General features: G+C 65.5%; 17 protein-coding genes. 7 read left to right on the top strand and 10 right to left on the bottom strand.

The window, feature by feature from the left end; translation table 11 throughout:
• Positions 1-25: 25 nt before the first annotated feature.
• Positions 26-1,969: a sodium:proton antiporter gene (locus RBB39_RS05170; protein WP_045994367.1), complete on the top strand. Its 1,944-nt coding sequence runs from the start codon at positions 26-28 to the stop codon at positions 1,967-1,969.
• Between the two features lie 56 nt (positions 1,970-2,025).
• Here RBB39_RS05170 and trpC read toward each other — a convergent pair whose 3' ends face one another.
• The 5 genes from trpC to RBB39_RS05145 form a co-directional block, all read right to left on the bottom strand.
• A complete protein-coding gene (gene trpC, locus RBB39_RS05165; RefSeq protein ID WP_045994366.1) occupies positions 2,026-2,826 on the bottom strand; it encodes an indole-3-glycerol phosphate synthase TrpC in 801 nt (266 codons plus the stop codon).
• A 45-nt stretch (positions 2,827-2,871) separates the two neighbouring features.
• Positions 2,872-3,891, bottom strand: a complete 1,020-nt coding sequence (trpD, locus tag RBB39_RS05160) for an anthranilate phosphoribosyltransferase (protein ID WP_045994365.1) — start codon at positions 3,889-3,891, stop codon at positions 2,872-2,874.
• A gap of 19 nt (positions 3,892-3,910) precedes the next feature.
• On the bottom strand, positions 3,911-4,492 hold the full coding sequence (locus RBB39_RS05155) for an aminodeoxychorismate/anthranilate synthase component II (protein ID WP_045994387.1): 582 nt from the start codon (positions 4,490-4,492) through the stop codon (positions 3,911-3,913).
• Between the two features lie 266 nt (positions 4,493-4,758).
• A complete protein-coding gene (trpE, locus tag RBB39_RS05150) occupies positions 4,759-6,240 on the bottom strand; it encodes an anthranilate synthase component I (protein WP_045993597.1) in 1,482 nt (493 codons plus the stop codon).
• A 323-nt stretch (positions 6,241-6,563) separates the two neighbouring features.
• On the bottom strand, positions 6,564-7,229 hold the full coding sequence (locus RBB39_RS05145; RefSeq protein ID WP_045993566.1) for a phosphoglycolate phosphatase: 666 nt from the start codon (positions 7,227-7,229) through the stop codon (positions 6,564-6,566).
• Positions 7,230-7,356: 127 nt separating this feature from the next.
• Between RBB39_RS05145 and RBB39_RS05140 the strand changes: the two genes are divergently transcribed.
• Positions 7,357-8,655: an NAD(P)/FAD-dependent oxidoreductase gene (locus RBB39_RS05140; protein ID WP_045993565.1), complete on the top strand. Its 1,299-nt coding sequence runs from the start codon at positions 7,357-7,359 to the stop codon at positions 8,653-8,655.
• Positions 8,656-8,812: 157 nt separating this feature from the next.
• Here the strand turns inward: RBB39_RS05140 and RBB39_RS05135 are convergent, their stop codons facing one another.
• The 3 genes from RBB39_RS05135 to rpe are packed head-to-tail and all read right to left on the bottom strand — an operon-like array spanning position 8,813 to position 10,812.
• Complete coding sequence (locus RBB39_RS05135) at positions 8,813-9,670, bottom strand: mechanosensitive ion channel family protein (protein WP_045991780.1); 858 nt, start codon at positions 9,668-9,670, stop codon at positions 8,813-8,815.
• Complete coding sequence (locus tag RBB39_RS05130; protein ID WP_371931857.1) at positions 9,671-10,102, bottom strand: GIY-YIG nuclease family protein; 432 nt, start codon at positions 10,100-10,102, stop codon at positions 9,671-9,673.
• On the bottom strand, positions 10,099-10,812 hold the full coding sequence (gene rpe / locus RBB39_RS05125) for a ribulose-phosphate 3-epimerase (RefSeq protein WP_045991820.1): 714 nt from the start codon (positions 10,810-10,812) through the stop codon (positions 10,099-10,101). Before rpe ends, RBB39_RS05130 begins: the two co-directional genes overlap by 4 nt.
• Positions 10,813-11,125: 313 nt before the next feature.
• On the opposite strand from rpe, the gene cysP reads away from it, so the two are divergent.
• The 5 genes from cysP (at position 11,126) to RBB39_RS05100 (ending at position 15,787) form a co-directional block, all read left to right on the top strand.
• Positions 11,126-12,079: a thiosulfate ABC transporter substrate-binding protein CysP gene (gene cysP / locus RBB39_RS05120; RefSeq protein WP_239452512.1), complete on the top strand. Its 954-nt coding sequence runs from the start codon at positions 11,126-11,128 to the stop codon at positions 12,077-12,079.
• A 24-nt stretch (positions 12,080-12,103) separates the two neighbouring features.
• Positions 12,104-12,967, top strand: coding sequence for a sulfate ABC transporter permease subunit CysT (cysT, locus tag RBB39_RS05115; protein ID WP_045991782.1), 864 nt, complete (start codon positions 12,104-12,106; stop codon positions 12,965-12,967).
• Positions 12,967-13,794 (top strand): sulfate ABC transporter permease subunit CysW, encoded by an 828-nt coding sequence (gene cysW / locus RBB39_RS05110; protein ID WP_045991783.1) that lies wholly within the window; start codon positions 12,967-12,969, stop codon positions 13,792-13,794. The genes cysT and cysW overlap by 1 nt, the downstream gene beginning before the upstream one ends.
• Positions 13,791-14,933: a sulfate/molybdate ABC transporter ATP-binding protein gene (locus RBB39_RS05105; RefSeq protein WP_083970260.1), complete on the top strand. Its 1,143-nt coding sequence runs from the start codon at positions 13,791-13,793 to the stop codon at positions 14,931-14,933. The genes cysW and RBB39_RS05105 overlap by 4 nt, the downstream gene beginning before the upstream one ends.
• Before the next feature lie 266 nt (positions 14,934-15,199).
• Entirely contained in the window at positions 15,200-15,787 is a 588-nt protein-coding gene (locus RBB39_RS05100) for a YajG family lipoprotein (RefSeq protein WP_045991784.1), read from the top strand.
• An 88-nt stretch (positions 15,788-15,875) separates the two neighbouring features.
• Here RBB39_RS05100 and RBB39_RS05095 read toward each other — a convergent pair whose 3' ends face one another.
• Together RBB39_RS05095 and RBB39_RS05090 are read right to left on the bottom strand one after the other, a co-directional pair.
• Entirely contained in the window at positions 15,876-16,511 is a 636-nt protein-coding gene (locus tag RBB39_RS05095) for a thiopurine S-methyltransferase (RefSeq protein WP_045991785.1), read from the bottom strand.
• A 20-nt stretch (positions 16,512-16,531) separates the two neighbouring features.
• Complete coding sequence (locus tag RBB39_RS05090; RefSeq protein WP_045991786.1) at positions 16,532-17,158, bottom strand: TIGR04211 family SH3 domain-containing protein; 627 nt, start codon at positions 17,156-17,158, stop codon at positions 16,532-16,534.
• Between the last annotated feature and the right edge of the window lie 273 nt (positions 17,159-17,431).

The following is a 17,431-nucleotide window of genomic DNA, read 5'->3' as shown; positions in this document are numbered from 1 at the left end:
TTTCCCGTTTCGGAGTCGACCGACCATGGAGCATGCCGGACTCACCCTGGCGGCCGTTGGCCTGCTGGCGCTGGGCTCACAGTGGCTAGCCTGGCGCCTCAAGGTCCCCGCCATCCTGACGCTGTTGATCGCCGGCATTGCCGCAGGCCCGGTGACCGGCCTGCTCGACCCCGACGCCCTGTTCGGCGAGCTGCTGTTCCCGCTGGTGTCGCTGGCAGTGGCGGTGATCCTGTTCGAGGGTAGCCTCACCCTGAACTTTCGCGAGCTGGGAGGGCATGGCCGCACGGTGCGCCGCCTGGTCACCTGGGGAGCCCTGATCACCGCTCTGTGCGGAGCGCTGGCCGCCCGCTGGCTGCTGGGCCTGAGCTGGGAGATGGCGAGCCTGCTGGGGGCGCTGCTGGTGGTCACCGGCCCGACGGTGATCCTGCCGCTGCTGCAGACCCTGCGGGCCCGCGAGCACCTGACCCAGATCCTGCGCTGGGAGGGCATCCTGATCGACCCGGTGGGCGCCATCGGCGCGGTGCTGGTCTACGAATTCGTCGCCCTGGGCTCCGGCACCCAGGCACTGCCGCATACCCTGATGCTGTTCGCCCAGACCGCGTTGATCGGCTTCGGCTTCGGCGTCGCCGGCGGCTATCTATGGGGCCAGGTACTGCGCCAGCACCTGCTGCCGCAACGGCTGCACAGCTTCGGCACCCTGATGACCATGCTCGGTCTGTTCACCCTGTCCAACACCCTGTTTCACGAGTCCGGCCTGTTGACGGTGACGGTAATGGGCGCCTGGCTCGCCAATATGCGTGGCGTGCCCACCCGACCGATCATCGAGTTCAAGGAGACCCTGTCGATCCTTCTGATCTCGGGTCTGTTCATCCTGCTGGCGGCACGTCTGACGGTCGAGCAACTGGCACTGCTGGGCTGGCCGGCCTGGGCCTTTCTGGCGGTGCTGTTGCTGCTGGTGCGTCCGCTGGCGGTGTGGCTGTGCACCCTGGGCAGCGGCCTGGACTGGCGCGAGAAGAGTCTGCTGGCGTTCATCTCGCCCCGCGGCATCGTCGCCGCCGCGGTGGCCTCGCTGTTCGCGCTGCGGCTGGAAGAGATCGGTGTGCCCGGCGCCGACCGCCTGGTGCCGGTGACCTTTCTGGTGATCATCGCCACAGTCGTATCCCAGAGTCTGCTGGCCCGTCCGCTGGGCGACTGGCTGAAGGTGCGCCGTCCCTCGGCCCACGGCGTGCTGATCATCGGCGCCAACCCGGCGGCCCGGCAGATGGCCCACTGTCTGCGCCAGGCCCGGCTCGGCGTGCTGCTGACCGACTCGAGCTGGGACGCGGTGCAGGCCGCCCGCGCCGAGGGGCTCTCGGCCTACTACGGTGACCCGCTGTCCGAACACGCCGCCCAGCATATGGAGCTGAGCGGTATCGGCTACCTGATGCCGCTGTCGCCCTACCGAGAGCTCAATGATCTGGCCGCGCTGCACTTCGAGCATCTGCTGGGCCAGGGCCAGGTATTCCGCCTGGCGGTCAACCTGGGGCGCCAGGCCCGGCGCCAGCACGCCACCGCCATCGAGCATGTTCCCTACCTGTTCGGCCGCGAGATGACCTTTGCCCAGCTCTCGAGCCTGGTGGAGCGTGGGGCTCGCTTCGAGGTCGAAAGGCTCGACGAAGCACCCCGCTCACGGGCGCTGCTGCGCGCGAGCGGCGACAAGCGTGCAAGTGGAGAAAGGGGAGAAAGGGGAGAAAGACGCCCAGGTCACGTCCACAGCACAGACACCCGGCAAGCGCCCCTCCAGGCCAAGGACGTCGCCAGCGCGAGACGTCAGGGGGCTTTCCCCGGCGACACCGACTCGGCGCCGCTGATCTGTGTCGGCACTTCAGGGCGGCCGCGCATCGCCACCGCCGACGCGCCGCTGACACCACGCAAGGGCGATCATGTGATCCGCCTCGTCATGCCAGACCGGCAAAGTAGTCGGAAATAAAAACACCTCGGGCCGGTCGATGACCGGCCCGAGGTGTCTTCAGGCGAGTACAGGACTTAGAAGAACAGTCGCCGCAGGGCCTCGCCCGGATCTTCTTCGCGCATGAAGGCCTCGCCCACCAGGAAGCCGTGGACGTCGTTCTCGCGCATGCGCAGCACATCGTCTCGGCTGTGGATGCCGGACTCGGTGATCACCGTGACCTCGGGCGGAATCCGCGGCAGCAGTTCCAGGGTGGTCTCGAGTCGGGTATTGAAGGTATGCAGGTCGCGGTTGTTGATCCCGACCAGATCCAGATCGAGCGCCAGCGCCCGCTCCAGTTCCTGGGCGTCGTGGACCTCCACCAGCACGTCCATGCCAAGCTCGCCAGCCTGCTGGTGCAGGTCGCGCATCTGGGCGTCCTCCAGGGCGGCGACGATCAGCAGGATGCAGTCGGCGCCGATGGCCCGCGCCTCGCTGACCTGGTAGCCGTGGACGATGAAGTCCTTGCGGATCACCGGCAGGCTGCACGCCTCGCGGGCGGCAATCAGGTAGTCCTCATGGCCCTGGAAGAAGTCAGCGTCGGTCAGCACCGAGAGGCAGGCCGCCCCACCCCGGGCGTACTGAGCGGCGATGTCGGCCGGGCGAAAGTCCTCACGGATCAGCCCCTTCGAGGGTGACGCCTTCTTGACCTCGGCGATCACCGCGGCGTCGCCGTCGCGGATCCGCTCGGCCAGCGAGATGACGAAACCGCGCGGTGCATCCTGCTCTCGGGCACGCGCGAGCAGCGCCTGTTCGCTGACCTGGCGGCGTCGGCTGGCGACCTCCTCGTCCTTGCGCTCGAGGATTCGCTCGAGGATCGTCGGGGTGGCATTGGCCATGTTGTGATTCTCCTTGCGGCCCGTCGGGCTCTTTTCAGAAAGGTCCTACTGAGCGAACACCCGGGTAAAGTGGGCCAGTTCCTTCATCTTTTCCAGCGCCAGCCTGGTTCCCTGGGCGTCCTGGGCCATCAGCACGCCTTCCTTGAGGGAATCGGCCACGTCGGCGGCGTAGAGGGCGGCCCCGGCGTTGAGGGCGACGATATCCGCCGCAGGCCCCTCGCCGGAAAGCGCCTTCTCGACCAGGCGCAGGCTGTCTTCGGCGGTCTTGACCTTGAGCGGAGCGAGCGACTGACGCTCGATACCGACATCCTCGGGGGTCAGGGTATAGCGGTGGATCTCGCCATCCTTGAGTTCGGCGATGCGGGTCGGCGCCGCCAGCGAGATTTCGTCCAGGCCGTCTTCGGCGTGGGCCACCAGCACATGCCGACTGCCGAGCTGACGCAGCACTTCCACCATCAACTCCAGCAGGTCGGCGTGGTAGACGCCGAGCAGCTGATTGGGCGCACTGGCAGGGTTGGTCAACGGCCCCAGAATATTGAACAGGGTGCGCACGCCCATCTCGCGGCGCGGACCGATGGCGTGACGCATGGCCGGGTGGTGGTTGGGCGCGAACATGAAGCCGACGCCGACCTCCTCGATGCAGCGGCCTACCTGTTCGGCGTCCAGATCCAGGCCGATGCCGGCCACCTGGAACAGATCGGCGCTGCCCGAGGACGACGACACCCCTCTGTTGCCGTGCTTGGCCACATGGGCGCCGGCGGCGGCGGCGACAAAGCTCGAGGCGGTGGATACGTTAAACAGGTTGGCGCCGTCCCCACCGGTGCCGACGATATCCACGACGTTGTCGCAGGACAGCGTTACCGGCGTCATCAGGTCGCGCATCACCTGGGCGCAGCCACTGATTTCCTCGGCGGTCTCGCCCTTCATCGCCATCCCCATCAGAAAGGCGGCGACCTGGGCGTCACTGGCCTCGCCGGTCATGATGGTGCGCATCACCGCATAGGCCTGCTCTCGGCCCAGGTTCTCCCGGCGCATCACCGCCGCGATGGCATTGGTCATCTGCATGCAAGTCTCCTGATGGTAGTCAGTGGCGCTCGAGGAAATTGGCCAGCATCTCGTGTCCCTGTCGCGACAGGATCGATTCCGGGTGGAACTGCACCCCTTCGATGGGCAGCTCCTTGTGGCGCAGGCCCATGATCAGGCCGGGGGTGACGTCGTCGTCATCGGTCCAGGCGGTGATCTCGAGACACTCCGGCAGACTCTCGCGCTCCACCACCAGCGAATGGTAGCGGGTCACCGAGAGCGGATCATCGAGGCCCTTGAACACGCCCTGTCCGGCATGGCGAATGTCGGAGGTCTTGCCGTGCATGACCTGGGGCGCACGGACCACCTTGCCGCCGAACACCTGGCCGATGGCCTGGTGGCCGAGGCACACACCGAGCAGCGGCAGCTTGCCGGCGAAGTGGCGAATCAGCTCCAGCGAGATGCCGGCCTCGTTGGGCGTACAGGGGCCCGGCGACACCACGATGTGGCTGGGCGCCATGGCCTCGATCTCGTCGAGGCTGATGGTGTCGTTGCGTCGGGTCACCACCTCGGCGCCCAGTTCGCCTAGGTACTGGACGATGTTGTAGGTGAAGCTGTCGTAGTTATCGAGCATCAAGATCATGGTGGCTCCAGGATTCAATATTGGGCTTCACCCAGCGAGACGACCGACACACAAAAATGCCGCCTCGCGGGCGGCACTTTCGCTGTCCTGACCGTCGTTGTCCAGACCGTGGTCCGCGACACCCCGGCGCTCAGGGTTCCTCCGCCCGCTTCAGTCGAAGGGGCGCCACCACTGCTGGCGATCACGGGACGGTGCGGAGGTCATATTCATCATGGGCTTATAGTGTGTGTCGTGGTCATGGCTGTCAAGCGGATGTCAGGCCGAACTCAGCGCAGTCCCTGCTCGGCCATGGCCACGGCACGAAACAGCGCACGCCCCTTGTTCAGGGTCTCGTCCCACTCGGACTGGGGCACCGAGTCCGCCACCACGCCGGCGCCACACTGGACGTGCAGCTGACCGTCCTTGATCACCGCGGTGCGGATGGCGATGGCGGTGTCCATGTTGCCATGCCAGGACAGGTAGCCGACGGCCCCGGAGTAGACGCCGCGCTTGACCGGTTCGACCTCGTCGATGATCTCCATCGCGCGGATCTTGGGCGCTCCGGACAGGGTGCCCGCCGGGAAGGTGGCGCGCAGCACGTCCATGGCGCTGTAGCCCGGCTTCAGCTTGCCGGTGACGTTGGAGACGATGTGCATGACGTGGGAGTAGCGCTCGATGGCCATCTGATCGGTCACCTCGACGCTGCCGGTCTCGGAGATGCGGCCGACGTCGTTGCGGCCCAGGTCGATCAGCATCAGGTGCTCGGCGACCTCCTTGGGGTCGGCCAGCAGGTCCTCCTCCAGCGCCTTGTCCTCGGCCTCGGTCTTGCCGCGCACCCGGGTGCCGGCGATCGGACGCACCGTCACCATGCCATCCTCCAGGCGGGTCAGGATCTCCGGCGAGGCACCCACCACATGGTGGTCGTCAAGGTTGAAGAAGAACATGTAGGGCGACGGATTGAGGCTGCGAAGAGCCCGATACAGGTCCAGCGGCTCGGCCTGGAACTCGATCGACATGCGCTGGGACGGCACGCACTGCATCACGTCGCCCGCCAGCACGTACTCCTTGATCCTTTCCACCGCCGACTTGAAGCCCTCTTCGGTGAAGCCGGAGGTGAAGTGTCCCTCCTCCACCGCCGGGCGCGCGTCACCGGGCACTCGCGAGGCCACCGACAGCGGGCTGCGCAGGGCGTCTTCCAGGGCGCTCAGCCGGGCCTGGGCGGCGCTGAAGGCCGAGGGCGTGGAAGGATCGGCGTGGGTCCACAGGGTCAGACGCCCATAAAGGTTGTCGAACACCACCAGCTCATCGCACACCATCAACAGGATGTCCGGCACCCCGATGGGGTCGTCCTTCTCCACACCGGCCAGGCGCGGCTCGATATAGCGGATGGTGTCGTAGCCGAAGTAGCCCACCAGTCCGCCGTCGAAGATCGGCTGGTTGTCGAGCACCGGCACCTTGAAGCGACGCTGGAACTCCTCGATCCAGGCCAGCGGATCTTCCACTTCGGTGGCGCCGGTCACGTCACCATCGACAATATGCTGAACCTGATAGCCCCGCACCTCGATGCGTTCGCGACAGGGCAGACCGATGATCGAGTAACGCCCCCACTTCTCGCCGCCGGTCACCGACTCGAGCAGAAAGGTCCAGGGTTGATCGGCCAGTTTCAGATAGGTGGACAGCGGCGTGTCCAGGTCGGCCATCATCTCGCGGGTGATGGGAATACGGTTGTAGCCGGCCTGGGCCAGCTCATCGAAACGCTCGGGGGTCATCATGCCCAGATCCTCAATTCAAGAGACGAAAGTGACAACGACAAGAACGGAGAAACGGTCACCATCGCCAACCGCAGGACGTCGTAGGCAGCGACGCAGACAGATGCGGACAGGACATCGAGGAGAAGCAAGGCTGGGCCATGGGCAGTCCACCAGCGAAACGAATGAATGAAGCCAACGAGTGACAGACCGCTACCGCGAGACCCGTGCGCCGCGCTCGCGGATTCCACACGACGGGATTCCCTGTGACGGGCGCCTGGCAAGGCCTGCAATAGCGAGGATTTATCGGCATGACGCTAACGATAGTGTCATGCCAAAAAACCCTAAACGAGTTGTTCCAGCGATTCAACCACCAGATCCGGCTCGCTCAGGCTGATCGGTTCACCGTGATTGTAGCCGTAAGGCACCGCCACGGTACGGAAACCGGCGGCCTTGCCCGCCGCGACATCGTGACGGGAGTCGCCCACCATAAGACAGTACGAGGGACAGACGTCGAACTGCTGGGACAGGTGTCGCAGCGGCATGGGGTCAGGCTTGCGACGAGGCAGGGTGTCGCCACCGAGGCAGGCGGAAAAGAAGCCATCGATACCCAGATGCTCGAGGATCGGGTGGATGAAGGCCTCGGGCTTGTTGGTGACCAGACACAGGATCAGACCCCGCCCGAACAGCCGCTTCAAGGTCTCCGTCACCCCCGGATAGAGCCTCGTCCTGTCGCAGGGACGGCGATGGTAGTGCTCGAGGAAGCGCTCGTGGGCGGTCTTCAACAGCACCTCGCTGGGGGCCTCGCCCAGTGCATCGGTCAGGGCACGTTCCAGCAGCACCCAGGCACCATTGCCGACCCAGTCGCGCACCCTGGCTTCGCCTGCCGGCGCCAGTTCGACGTCGATCAAGGCGGAATCCACCGCCGCTGCCAGGTCCGGGACCGAATCGATCAGGGTGCCATCCAGATCGAAGGCCACCAACAGCACCCCCTCCAGGGCGTCACCCATAGGCCGTCTCCTCGACTATGCCGAAATTGGAATATCTATGCGCGGCGCACATTCTGGCGCAAGCGCCGTGGTCAGCCAAGCACTTATCTGTCTATGATGGCGCTCCACCTTTTTTCTGGAGCTCATCATGAGCAAACCCACCATCGTGGTTGTCGGCGGCGGCGCCGGCGGCCTTGAGCTGGTCACGCGCCTGGGACGACGGCTCGGCAAGAAGGACAAGGCCGACATCGTGCTGGTCGATCGCAATTCGACCCACATCTGGAAACCGCTGTTGCATGAGGTCGCCACCGGCGTCCTCGACTCGGGCCTCGACGAGATTTCCTATCAGGCCCACTCGGCGGCCAATGGCTACCGCTTCCAGCGCGGCACCCTGTGCGATCTGGATCGTGAGTCCCGCCAACTGACCCTGGCCCCCATCGTCGATGACGAGGGCAACGAGATCCTGCCGGCGCGGCGTCTCGACTACGATCACCTGGTACTGGCGGTCGGCAGCGTCAGCAACGACTTCGGCACGAAAGGCGTGGCGGACCACTGCCACTTCCTCGACAGTCCTGCCCAGGCCGAAGGCTTTCGACAGGCACTGCTCAATACCTTCATGCGCTACAGCACCCGGCTCGAGGATCAGGATCCCTGCATTACCGTGGGCATCATCGGGGCCGGGGCCACCGGCGTCGAACTGGCCGCCGAGTTGCACGACGCCTCGCGCATGCTCAAGAGCTACGGCTTTACCGCGCTGGGCCGCGAGCACCTGCGGGTCCACCTGATCGAGGCCGCGCCCAAGGTGCTGCCGGCGCTGCCGGACCGCATCAGCGGCGCGGTGCACAAGGAACTCGAGAACCTGGGGGTCAAGGTCCATGTGGACACCCGGGTGACCATGGTCGACGAGCGCGCCATCCACACCACCGACGATGACGCCATCGAAATCGACCTGGGGGTGTGGGCCGCCGGCATCAAGGCTCCGGCCTTCCTGGCAGAACTGGGGCTGGAGGTGGAGCGCAACAACAGGGTCAAGGTGGCCGCCACCATGCAGAGCATCGATGACCCGCACATCTTCGCCTTCGGCGACTGCGCCAGCTGCCCCCAGGAAGACGGCACGGTGGTGCCGCCCAGGGCCCAGGCCGCCCACCAGCAGGCCGGCGTGCTCTACCGTAACCTGTGTGCCGTGGTCGACGGCAAGCCGCTCAAGGAATTTGTCTTCCGCGACCGAGGCTCGCTGATTTCGCTGGCCCACTTCGACGCCATCGGCAGCCTGATGCGCGCCGCCTCGGCCCGTAGCCTGTTCATCGAGGGTAACCTGGCGCGCTTCTTCTACGCCTCGCTCTACCGCATGCACCAGCGCGCCATCCACGGCACGGTCAAGACCGCGATGATGGTGGTGGTCGATGGGCTTAACCGCTTCCTCAAGCCCAGGCTAAAGCTGCACTAGGGCTCGTCTGAAAAGTGCCTGCACTCGTCGACTTTTCGGACAGAGCCTAGTCCCTGCCCGCACTCCCCTGGCAGACATCGCACGCACGTTCACAGCAAGAGAAGCTGCCCCAGGGCAGCTTCTCTCGTTTGTCGTCATCGACAGCACCACATCCTGCTCAGGCGTTGGCCTGGGGCTCGTCCTTGGCGTGGTGATAGAGATGCACGTCGCGCTGGGGAAAGGGAATGCTGATACCTTCGCGATCGAAGCGACGCTTGATCTCCTCGGTCATCTCCCAGTAGACGTCCCAGTAGTCGGATGCCTGCACCCAGGGCCGCACGATCCATGTGATGGAGGAGTCGCCCATGGCATTCATGCGGATATTCGGCGCCGGTTCGCTGAGCACGCGAGGGTCGTCGGCGACCACGCTCTCCAGCACCCGACGCACGGTATCGATGTCGTCGTCATAGCCGACCCCCACCGTCAGATCGACCCGACGAGTGGCGTGGGCAGAATAGTTGACCACGGCACCGCTCATCATCTGGCCGTTGGGCACGATGATCTTGCGATTGTCCGGCGTGCTCAGCTCGGTGCTGATGATCTGCACATCCTCGACGGTGCCGCTGACCCCACCTGCCTCCACGTAGTCGCCGATCCGGTAGGGGCGGAAGATGATGACCATGACCCCGGCGGCGAAGTTGGCAAGCGACCCCTGCAGGGCCAGACCCACCGCCAGACCGGCGGCACCGATCACCGCGATCAACGAGGCGGTCTGGATACCGATCCGGCTGATGGCGGCCAGGATCACGAAGGTCAGCAGCAAGGCATACAGGATGTTGCCGAGGAACTTGACCAGCAGGGGTTCGACGTCGGCACGCTGCATGCCCTTGACCACCACCCGGTGTACCGCCTTGGCCACCCAGCGACCGATGATGAAGATCGCCGCCGCGGCGACCAGATTGATCAGAAACTGCAGCCCGGTGGTCGAGGCAAACTCGATCAGGGCCTCCACGTCCAGCTTTTGCAGGAACTCCATCTACCTCTCCTTGTATGTCGTTTTCGTTATCGAAGTACGATCCTGCTCGACCACCGCCCTCGCTTCGTCAGTGCTGATGCGCGCTGCCAGCCACTGGCGCTTGCGACGCACCGACATGCGCTTGACGGCGATTTCCAGCCGGCTGGCGTCACCTCGCGTGCCGACCGGCTCCTGATGGCGAAGCGTCAGCGGGCCCTTGCCACGCAGCGCCTTGGCGCCCTTGCCGCTGCGGTGTTGCTCGACACGTCTGGCGACATCGGTGGTAATGCCGGTATAAAGCGCCCCGGCCGCCGTCTCGACGATATACAGGTACCACGTCGTCGTTGCCGCCGCCGGCAGCTCGGGTACTGGCTCGCCTGAGACAGGCTCATCTGAGACAGGCTCGACTAAGCCCGGCTTGCCTGAGCCAGCATAGTCCGAATCGCCAATCACCGCGTAGAGGCCAGGCGCGAGCGAAAGTCGGCGATGATGCTGTCGTAGCCGTGGGGGTCCTCGTCGCGACGCGCGCCGAACACCGCGGAGCCCGCGACGAAGGTGTCCGCCCCGGCGCGCGCGATCTCGGCGATATTGTCTACCTTCACGCCACCATCCACCTGCAGACGAATGTCCCGTCCGCTGGCGTCGATGCGCGCACGCGCCTGGCGCAGCTTGTCGAGCGTCGCCGGGATGAACGACTGACCGCCGAAGCCCGGATTGACGCTCATCAGCAGCACCATGTCGACCTTGTCCATCACGTAGTCCAGGTAGGACAGTGGCGTCGCCGGGTTGAACACCAGCCCGGCCTTGCAGCCGCCGTCACGAATCAGCTGCAGCGAGCGATCGATATGTTCGGAGGCCTCGGGGTGGAAGGTGATGTAGCTGGCACCGGCATCGATGAAGTCACCGATCAGTCGATCCACCGGCTTGACCATCAGGTGGGCGTCGATGGGCGCGGTGACGCCATGCTTGCGCAGCGCCTCACAGACCATCGGCCCGATGGTCAGGTTAGGCACGTAGTGATTGTCCATCACGTCGAAGTGGACGATATCGGCACCCGATGCCAGCACGTTGTCGACCTCTTCTCCCAGGCGGGCGAAGTCAGCGGACAGGATCGAAGGCGCGATCAGGAAGTCGTTCATGGAGTCATCCGAGGAGAGAGTCATGGTGGAGGCCACAAGGGCTCGACGAAAAGCGGCATTCTAGCAGTTGGTCCCGCCCGCATCAGCGATCTTCCTCCACGTCTTCTGCCGATTCGTCCGGTTGCAGTCGTCTATAGTATGCGCGTTGCGACATCTTATATTCCAAACAGTTTTAACAAACAGGATTGTAATTCCTTAAAATTAGCCTTAGCCTTCGTTGCGATCCGCCGATTTCCCCGGCCCACCCCCGACGTCAAGGAACCCCGACATGAAGCTGCCCCCGATCCTTCGCCGTACCGCCCTGTCCCTGTCCCTGGCCGCCGGCCTCGGCGGTGCCATGGCCTCGCCGGTAATGGCCGAGGACAAGGAGCTGCTCAACTCGTCCTATGACATCGCCCGCGAGCTGTTCGCCGCCATCAACCCGGCGTTTCAGCAGCACTGGCAGGCAGAGAATGACGGTGAGCTGACCATCAAGCAGTCCCACGGCGGCTCTTCCGCCCAGGCCCGCGCCATCCTGCAGGGCCTGAAGGCCGACGTGGTGACCTACAACCAGGTCACAGACGTCCAGGTACTGGCCGATGCCGGCCTGGTCGCGGAAGACTGGCAGAGCCAGTTGCCCAACAATGCCTCGCCCTACTACTCCACCACCGCCTTCCTGGTGCGCAAGGGCAACCCCCAGGGCATCGAGAGCTGGGAAGACCTGGCCGCCGAGGGCGTCGAACTGGTGTTCCCCAACCCCAAGACGTCCGGTAACGGCCGCTATACCTACCTGGCCGCCTGGGGTGCCGCCGAGCGCAACTTCGATGGCGACGAGGACCAGGTGCGCGAGTTCATGAGCGACTTCCTCGGCAATGTGAAGGTCTTCGACACCGGCGGTCGCGGCGCCACCACCAGCTTCATCGAACGTGGCATCGGCGACGTGCTGATCAGCTTCGAGTCCGAGGTCAACAATATCCGTGACGAGTACGGCAGCGACGAATACGACGTCATCGTGCCGCCGGTCAGCATCCTCGCCGAGTTCCCGGTGGCGGTGGTCGAGGAGAACGCCGAGCGCAACGGCAACCTCGAGCTCGCCCGTGCCTACCTCGACTACCTCTACACCGAGGAGGCCCAGCGCCAGCTGGCAGGCTTCAACTACCGCGTCCACAACGAAGCGGTGAAGGAAGAGTTCGCCGATAGCTTCCCCGAGACCGAGCTGTTCGAGGTTCAGGACGTGTTCGGTGGCTGGGACAGCGCCATGGACACCCACTTCAAGAGCGGCGGCGAGCTGGACCAGCTGCAGCGTCGCTGATCGTCAAGGCAAGCGACCTATCCCATGCACAAGGCCATCTCCCTGCCCTTTGCCCGATCCGCCCGGCGCCGCGTGCTGCCGGGCTTCGGCCTGTCTCTGGGCATCAGCCTCACCTTCGTCTCGCTGGTACTGCTGCTGCCGCTGACCGGCCTGGTCGGCCAGCTCAAGGGGCTGTCGCTGTCCGAGTACTGGTTCATCATCAGTGAACCCCGCGTGGTGGCAAGCTACGTCACCACCATCGGTGGCGCCATGGTGGCGGCGCTGGTCAACGCCGTGTTCGGGCTGTTGATGGCCTGGGTGCTGGTGCGCTACGACTTCCCTGGCAAGCGCCTGCTCGACGCCCTGATGGACCTGCCCTTCGCGCTGCCCACGGCGGTCGCCGGCATCACCCTGGCAACGCTCTACTCGTCCAAGGGCTGGATGGGACAGCTGCTGGAACCGTTGGGCTGGCAGGTGTCCTACACCTGGGTCGGCATCGCCCTGGCCATGGCCTTCACCAGCATCCCCTTCGTCGTGCGCACGGTGCAGCCGGTGCTCGAGGACCTGCCCGCGGAAATCGACGAAGCCGCCATGAGTCTGGGCGCCCGCGACGGCGTGGCCTTTCGTCGGGTCATCCTGCCCCACCTGTGGCCGGCCCTGGTCACCGGCACCGGGCTCGCCTTCGTGCGCTCCCTGGGCGAATTCGGTGCGGTGATCTTCATCGCCGGCAACATGCCCTACGAGACCGAGATCACCTCGCTGATGATCTTCGTCAAGCTGCAGGAGTACGACTACGTGGGGGCCTCGGCCATCGCGTCGGTGGTGCTGGCGACCTCGCTGGCGCTGCTGCTGGCGATCAACCTGTGGCAGGGACGCTTTATCCGCCGACTGCACGGAGGACGCGGCTGATGCAACGAATCGGTGACGCCCCCTGGCTCAGGCGCAGCCTGATCGCGCTGGCGGTAACGCTCTCGGCACTGTTTCTGCTGCTACCGCTGCTGGCCATCTTCACACAGGCCCTGGCCGAGGGTGTCGGGCCCTTCATCGCCAATGTCACGGATCACTTCACCCTGGCGGCGATCGGCCTGACCCTGTTCATCACCCTGCTGACGATCCCGGTCAACCTGGTCTTCGGAGTCATGCTGGCCTGGCTGGTGACCCGCTTCGCCTTCCCCGGACGGCGCCTTCTGCAGACACTGATCGACATCCCCTTCGCCATCTCGCCGGTGGTGGCGGGCCTGGTCTACCTGCTGCTCTACGGCCGCAACGGCTGGATCGGCGGCTGGCTGGATGCCCACGACATCCAGTTGATGTTCGCCTGGCCCGGCATCCTGATGGTGACCATCTTCGTCACCTGCCCCTTCGTCGCCAGGGAGCTGATCCCGCTGATGCAGGCCCAGGGCTCCCGCGAGGAAGAAGCGGCGGTAACCCTCGGCGCACGCGGCTTTACGCTGTTTCGCCGGGTGACCCTGCCCAATATCCGCTGGGCCCTGCTCTACGGCGTGATCCTGACCAACGCCCGGGCGGTGGGTGAATTCGGCGCGGTCTCGGTGGTCTCCGGGGCCATCCGCGGCGAGACCAACACCCTGCCGCTGCACGTGGAGCTTCTGTATCAGGACTACAACACCGTCGGCGCCTTCGCCAGCGCCGCCCTGCTGGCGCTGATCGCCCTGCTTACCCTGGCCGCCAAGGCCACGCTCGAATGGCGCGCGACGCGCCGGGAGGCCCTGACATGAGCATTCGTCTCGACCATATCCAGAAGCACTTCGGACGCTCCCAGGCGCTGTCTCCCATCGACCTGGACATCAACAGCGGCGAGCTGATCGGCCTGCTGGGCCCGTCCGGTTCCGGCAAGACCACCCTGTTGCGGATCATCGCCGGGCTCGAGACACCGGACGACCACCCCGACTGCCGCATTCTGTTCGGCGAACGCGACGTGACCCATGTCCACGTACGTGACCGGCGTATCGGCTTCGTGTTCCAGCACTACGCGCTGTTCCGCCATATGAGCGTGTTCGACAATGTCGCCTTCGGCCTGACTGTGCTGCCCCGCCGCGAGCGTCCGTCCAGCGGTGAGATCCGCTCCCGGGTCATGCAGCTACTGGAGATGGTGCAGCTGTCTCACCTGGCCGAACGCTTCCCGGCGCAGCTCTCCGGCGGGCAGCAGCAGCGTGTCTCGCTGGCACGCGCCCTGGCCCTCAAGCCAGAGGTGCTGCTGCTCGATGAACCCTTCGGGGCGCTCGATGCCAAGGTCCGCCAGGAGCTGCGTCGCTGGCTCAGGCACCTGCACGACGAGCTGGGCTTCACCAGCGTGTTCGTGACCCACGACCAGGAGGAAGCGCTGGAGCTGTCTGACCGTGTGGTGGTGATGAGCAACGGCCGTATCGAGCAGATCGACACCCCGGAGACGCTGTACCGTCAACCGCGCAATCGCTTCGTGTTCGAATTCCTCGGCGACGTCAATCATCTGGAAGGCGAGGTTCGCGGCGGCGTGCTGACCTGCGGTGAGGCGCGCCTGACACTGGACCTGGACGACGGCCCTCAGGAAATCCTGCTGCGCCCCCACGAGGTACAGGTGGCCGCCGCCCCCAGTGCCGACGCTCACCTGCCCGCGGTGGTCACCGCGGTGGTCCCGGTGGGCGCCGAAGTGCGCATCGAGCTGAACGCCGACTGGATGGACGAGCCCTGGATGGCGACCCTGAGCCATGGCGACGCCGAACGCCTGGCACTTGGCCGTGGCTCCCGGGTCTACGCCCTGCCCCAGCACTGGCACCACTATCCAGACAGTCGGCCCGATAGCCAGCAACCGGACAGGCCTGGTGACCACGCCGCCAAGGATAGCGCCACGCGTCGCGAGTCCGGCGCCACTGTCTGAGCGCCGCCAAGGGTGGCGCCACTGTCCAAGCACCGCCAAGGGTGGCGCCACTGTCCAAGCGCCGCCAAGGGTGGCGCCCTGTCCAAGCACCGCGAGTGCGGCGCAGACGCCCACCTGGCGGGCCTTGTCCGCTTCGATCAGCCCAGGAACTTTTGCTGCACGCCCCCCTCTGATAGACGTACTATCGCCCGTCCAGGCAAAGCCTCGCCCGACGAGTGCGCACTACGGTGCGATTTCTACCGATAATACGACAAGGAGTTCCCCCTATGCTTCGTCGCCTTCTGTTGGGCGCCGCTGGTGTGACCGCGCTGCTCGCGCTCAGCGCCTGCTCGAGCCCCCACCATCTGCAGCCCGACCCCAAGCGCAGCGTGGCCGTGCCGGCCTCCGGCTCTGGCCAGGCGGTCACCGTCATCGCCGCCGATGACCGCCCCTCGGACGTGCTCGGTACCCGCAGCGGCAGCGCAAGCTCCACCGCCACCATCAGCGTCAGCCCCCACGAGATCGTGCCGAGGCTTCAGGCCGAGGTGGAGCGGGCGGTGCGCGAGATGGGCTTCAGCCCCACCGCCGAACCGGCTCCGGGCCGCCCCAGCCTGACGCTGACGCTGAAGAAGCTGAGCTATGAACGCGGCCAGAGTCAGCCGCTGGTGGACGAGGCCAGACTGGAAAGCGTCATCGAGGCCGAAGCCAGCAATGACGGCCAGACCTACACCGGCACCTACACCTCGCGCCGCGTGCAGAGTTATGCGGTGAAGCCGGACAAGGCAACCAATCAGCGCATGGTCACCGACCTGCTCACCGACGGTCTGAACCGGGCCTTCGCCGACCCGGAGCTGGGCCAATTGCTGGCCCGCTGACGCTCGCCCGCCCCGCGGGGCGGGCCAGGCAGGCACACGACAGCGCGCCGCCCCTTGTGGGTGGCGCGCTTTGGTTTGATGCACTCAATCACTCGTCGGTGGTGGGACCACGCCGTACCAGCGCCCAGACCGACTCACGAAAGCCATTGGCTTCGGGCTCGCCGTCTTCCAGGTGGGTGACGATGAAGTTGGGGTCGAACAACCGCCTCACCTCAGCGCCGTCCACATGGAACGGCGGACCGTCGTCGCCGCTCCGACTCAGACTGACCAGCAGCCCCCGCGCGCCAGGCGGTATCAGCTGGGCCAGGTGAAAGGCGTAGCGCTGGCGGGTGGCCTCGGGCAAGGCGATCAGGGCGGCGCGATCATAGAAGGCGCCGATCTCCGAGGCCTGGGCGATATGGAAGTGGAAGAAGTCACCGCACCATAGCTCGATACTGCCCTGACGCAGAATCGCGAAACCGTCCTGCTGGTAGCGCGACACCTCCCCTCGGCCATCTTCCACAAACTGTTCGAGCGCGCGCTCCGACAGCTCGATGCCGAGCACCGGATGTTGATGCTCGGCCAGCCAGCGCATATCCAGGCTCTTGCCGCACAGCGGCACCAGTACCTTGGTCCCGGGAACCGCCCCCAGCATCGGCCAGTGGCGGATCAGTGCAGGATGAACGCTATCGCGATGAAAGCCGATGCGCCCCTCTTCCCAGCGTTTCAACCAGTGTTCGTGCATCGAATTCTCTGTCCCGGGTGCTAGAACCAGCGGTCGCGCTTGCGCCGACGCCGCGGCAGGTGCGGCACGATCAGGCCGACGATCAGGCCCGCCCCGGCGACGCCCCCGCCGTACATGAAGTAGCGCATCAGCAGGTCTTCCTTGCGGGTCTCCAGGCGAGCCTCGAGGTCCTTGTTGGTCTCGCTGATATCGCTGAAGGCGCTCTCCAGCTCATGATTGCGTGCTTCCAGTTCGGCGATGCGGCTCTCGCGCACCTCGAGGGTCTCGGTCATGGTCCGAGTGCGCTCTTCCCAGCTTTCGTTGATGCCGTCGAGCTCCTCGGTGAGTTCTTCCACCCTTGCCTCGAGCTTGGGCAGCTGGTCGCTGGCGCTGGGGGTCTGTTGCAGTTCGCTGCTGGGGACCCAGACCACGTCTCCGCTGTCGCTTCGGACCTGGGAATAGTCGCCGGAGGTGTCCAGCAGGGTCACCGGCTGGCCGGCGGTCAAGGTGCCGACGATGCGGTAGCCGTCGGTGGGGCCACTGCGCACATAGGTGGTGAGTTCGTCCGACACCCACCGTGAGGTGCCCTCGTCCTGAGCCATCGCCGGCAGGGCGGCGCCGGTCAGGGCGAGGCCCAGGGTCACTGTCTTGAGAAATTGCGTTTTCATGCCGTCTTTCCTGGCTAATCTGGGCTCGGTTGCGACTCGAGTGACGCTGCGCCGGCTTCCTGCCAAGCCGCAACGTGCGATGAGACCAAGGAGGGTGACAAACGTTCCACAGCTCCTGTGGACAAGTGTCGGGAAAACCGCTGGACATCGCTGTCCTGCGGGCGAGACACCTGGGGTTGGCACAAAATGGTCATAAAATAGCCAGCCCGCGTTCCCATCCGCCCGCAAGACTATCACATTGGCTCACCGGGATACCCCGGCCGGTGGACCAAG

Source organism: Halomonas sp. MMSF_3323 (assembly GCF_030733595.1).
In the GTDB taxonomy this organism is placed as follows: Bacteria; Pseudomonadota; Gammaproteobacteria; order Pseudomonadales; family Halomonadaceae; genus Halomonas; species Halomonas litopenaei.
The sequence above is the reverse complement of the archived record's forward strand: the minus strand, read 5'-3'. Positions and strand labels throughout refer to the sequence as shown.

Excerpts from the sequence above, each read along its gene's own strand:
- rpe (WP_045991820.1), bottom strand. The coding sequence starts at position 10,812 with ATGACTCTCTCCTCGGATGACTCCATGAACGACTTCCTGATCGCGCCT.
- RBB39_RS05170 (WP_045994367.1), top strand. The coding sequence starts at position 26 with ATGGAGCATGCCGGACTCACCCTGGCGGCCGTTGGCCTGCTGGCGCTG.
- RBB39_RS05100 (WP_045991784.1), top strand. The coding sequence starts at position 15,200 with ATGCTTCGTCGCCTTCTGTTGGGCGCCGCTGGTGTGACCGCGCTGCTC.
- RBB39_RS05135 (WP_045991780.1), bottom strand. The coding sequence starts at position 9,670 with ATGGAGTTCCTGCAAAAGCTGGACGTGGAGGCCCTGATCGAGTTTGCC.
- cysT (WP_045991782.1), top strand. The coding sequence starts at position 12,104 with ATGCACAAGGCCATCTCCCTGCCCTTTGCCCGATCCGCCCGGCGCCGC.
- RBB39_RS05140 (WP_045993565.1), top strand. The coding sequence starts at position 7,357 with ATGAGCAAACCCACCATCGTGGTTGTCGGCGGCGGCGCCGGCGGCCTT.
- RBB39_RS05095 (WP_045991785.1), bottom strand. The coding sequence starts at position 16,511 with ATGCACGAACACTGGTTGAAACGCTGGGAAGAGGGGCGCATCGGCTTT.
- RBB39_RS05155 (WP_045994387.1), bottom strand. The coding sequence starts at position 4,492 with ATGATCTTGATGCTCGATAACTACGACAGCTTCACCTACAACATCGTC.
- RBB39_RS05145 (WP_045993566.1), bottom strand. The coding sequence starts at position 7,229 with ATGGGTGACGCCCTGGAGGGGGTGCTGTTGGTGGCCTTCGATCTGGAT.
- trpD (WP_045994365.1), bottom strand. The coding sequence starts at position 3,891 with ATGCAGATGACCAATGCCATCGCGGCGGTGATGCGCCGGGAGAACCTG.
- cysW (WP_045991783.1), top strand. The coding sequence starts at position 12,967 with ATGCAACGAATCGGTGACGCCCCCTGGCTCAGGCGCAGCCTGATCGCG.
- RBB39_RS05090 (WP_045991786.1), bottom strand. The coding sequence starts at position 17,158 with ATGAAAACGCAATTTCTCAAGACAGTGACCCTGGGCCTCGCCCTGACC.
- trpC (WP_045994366.1), bottom strand. The coding sequence starts at position 2,826 with ATGGCCAATGCCACCCCGACGATCCTCGAGCGAATCCTCGAGCGCAAG.
- RBB39_RS05105 (WP_083970260.1), top strand. The coding sequence starts at position 13,791 with ATGAGCATTCGTCTCGACCATATCCAGAAGCACTTCGGACGCTCCCAG.
- cysP (WP_239452512.1), top strand. The coding sequence starts at position 11,126 with ATGGCCTCGCCGGTAATGGCCGAGGACAAGGAGCTGCTCAACTCGTCC.
- trpE (WP_045993597.1), bottom strand. The coding sequence starts at position 6,240 with ATGACCCCCGAGCGTTTCGATGAGCTGGCCCAGGCCGGCTACAACCGT.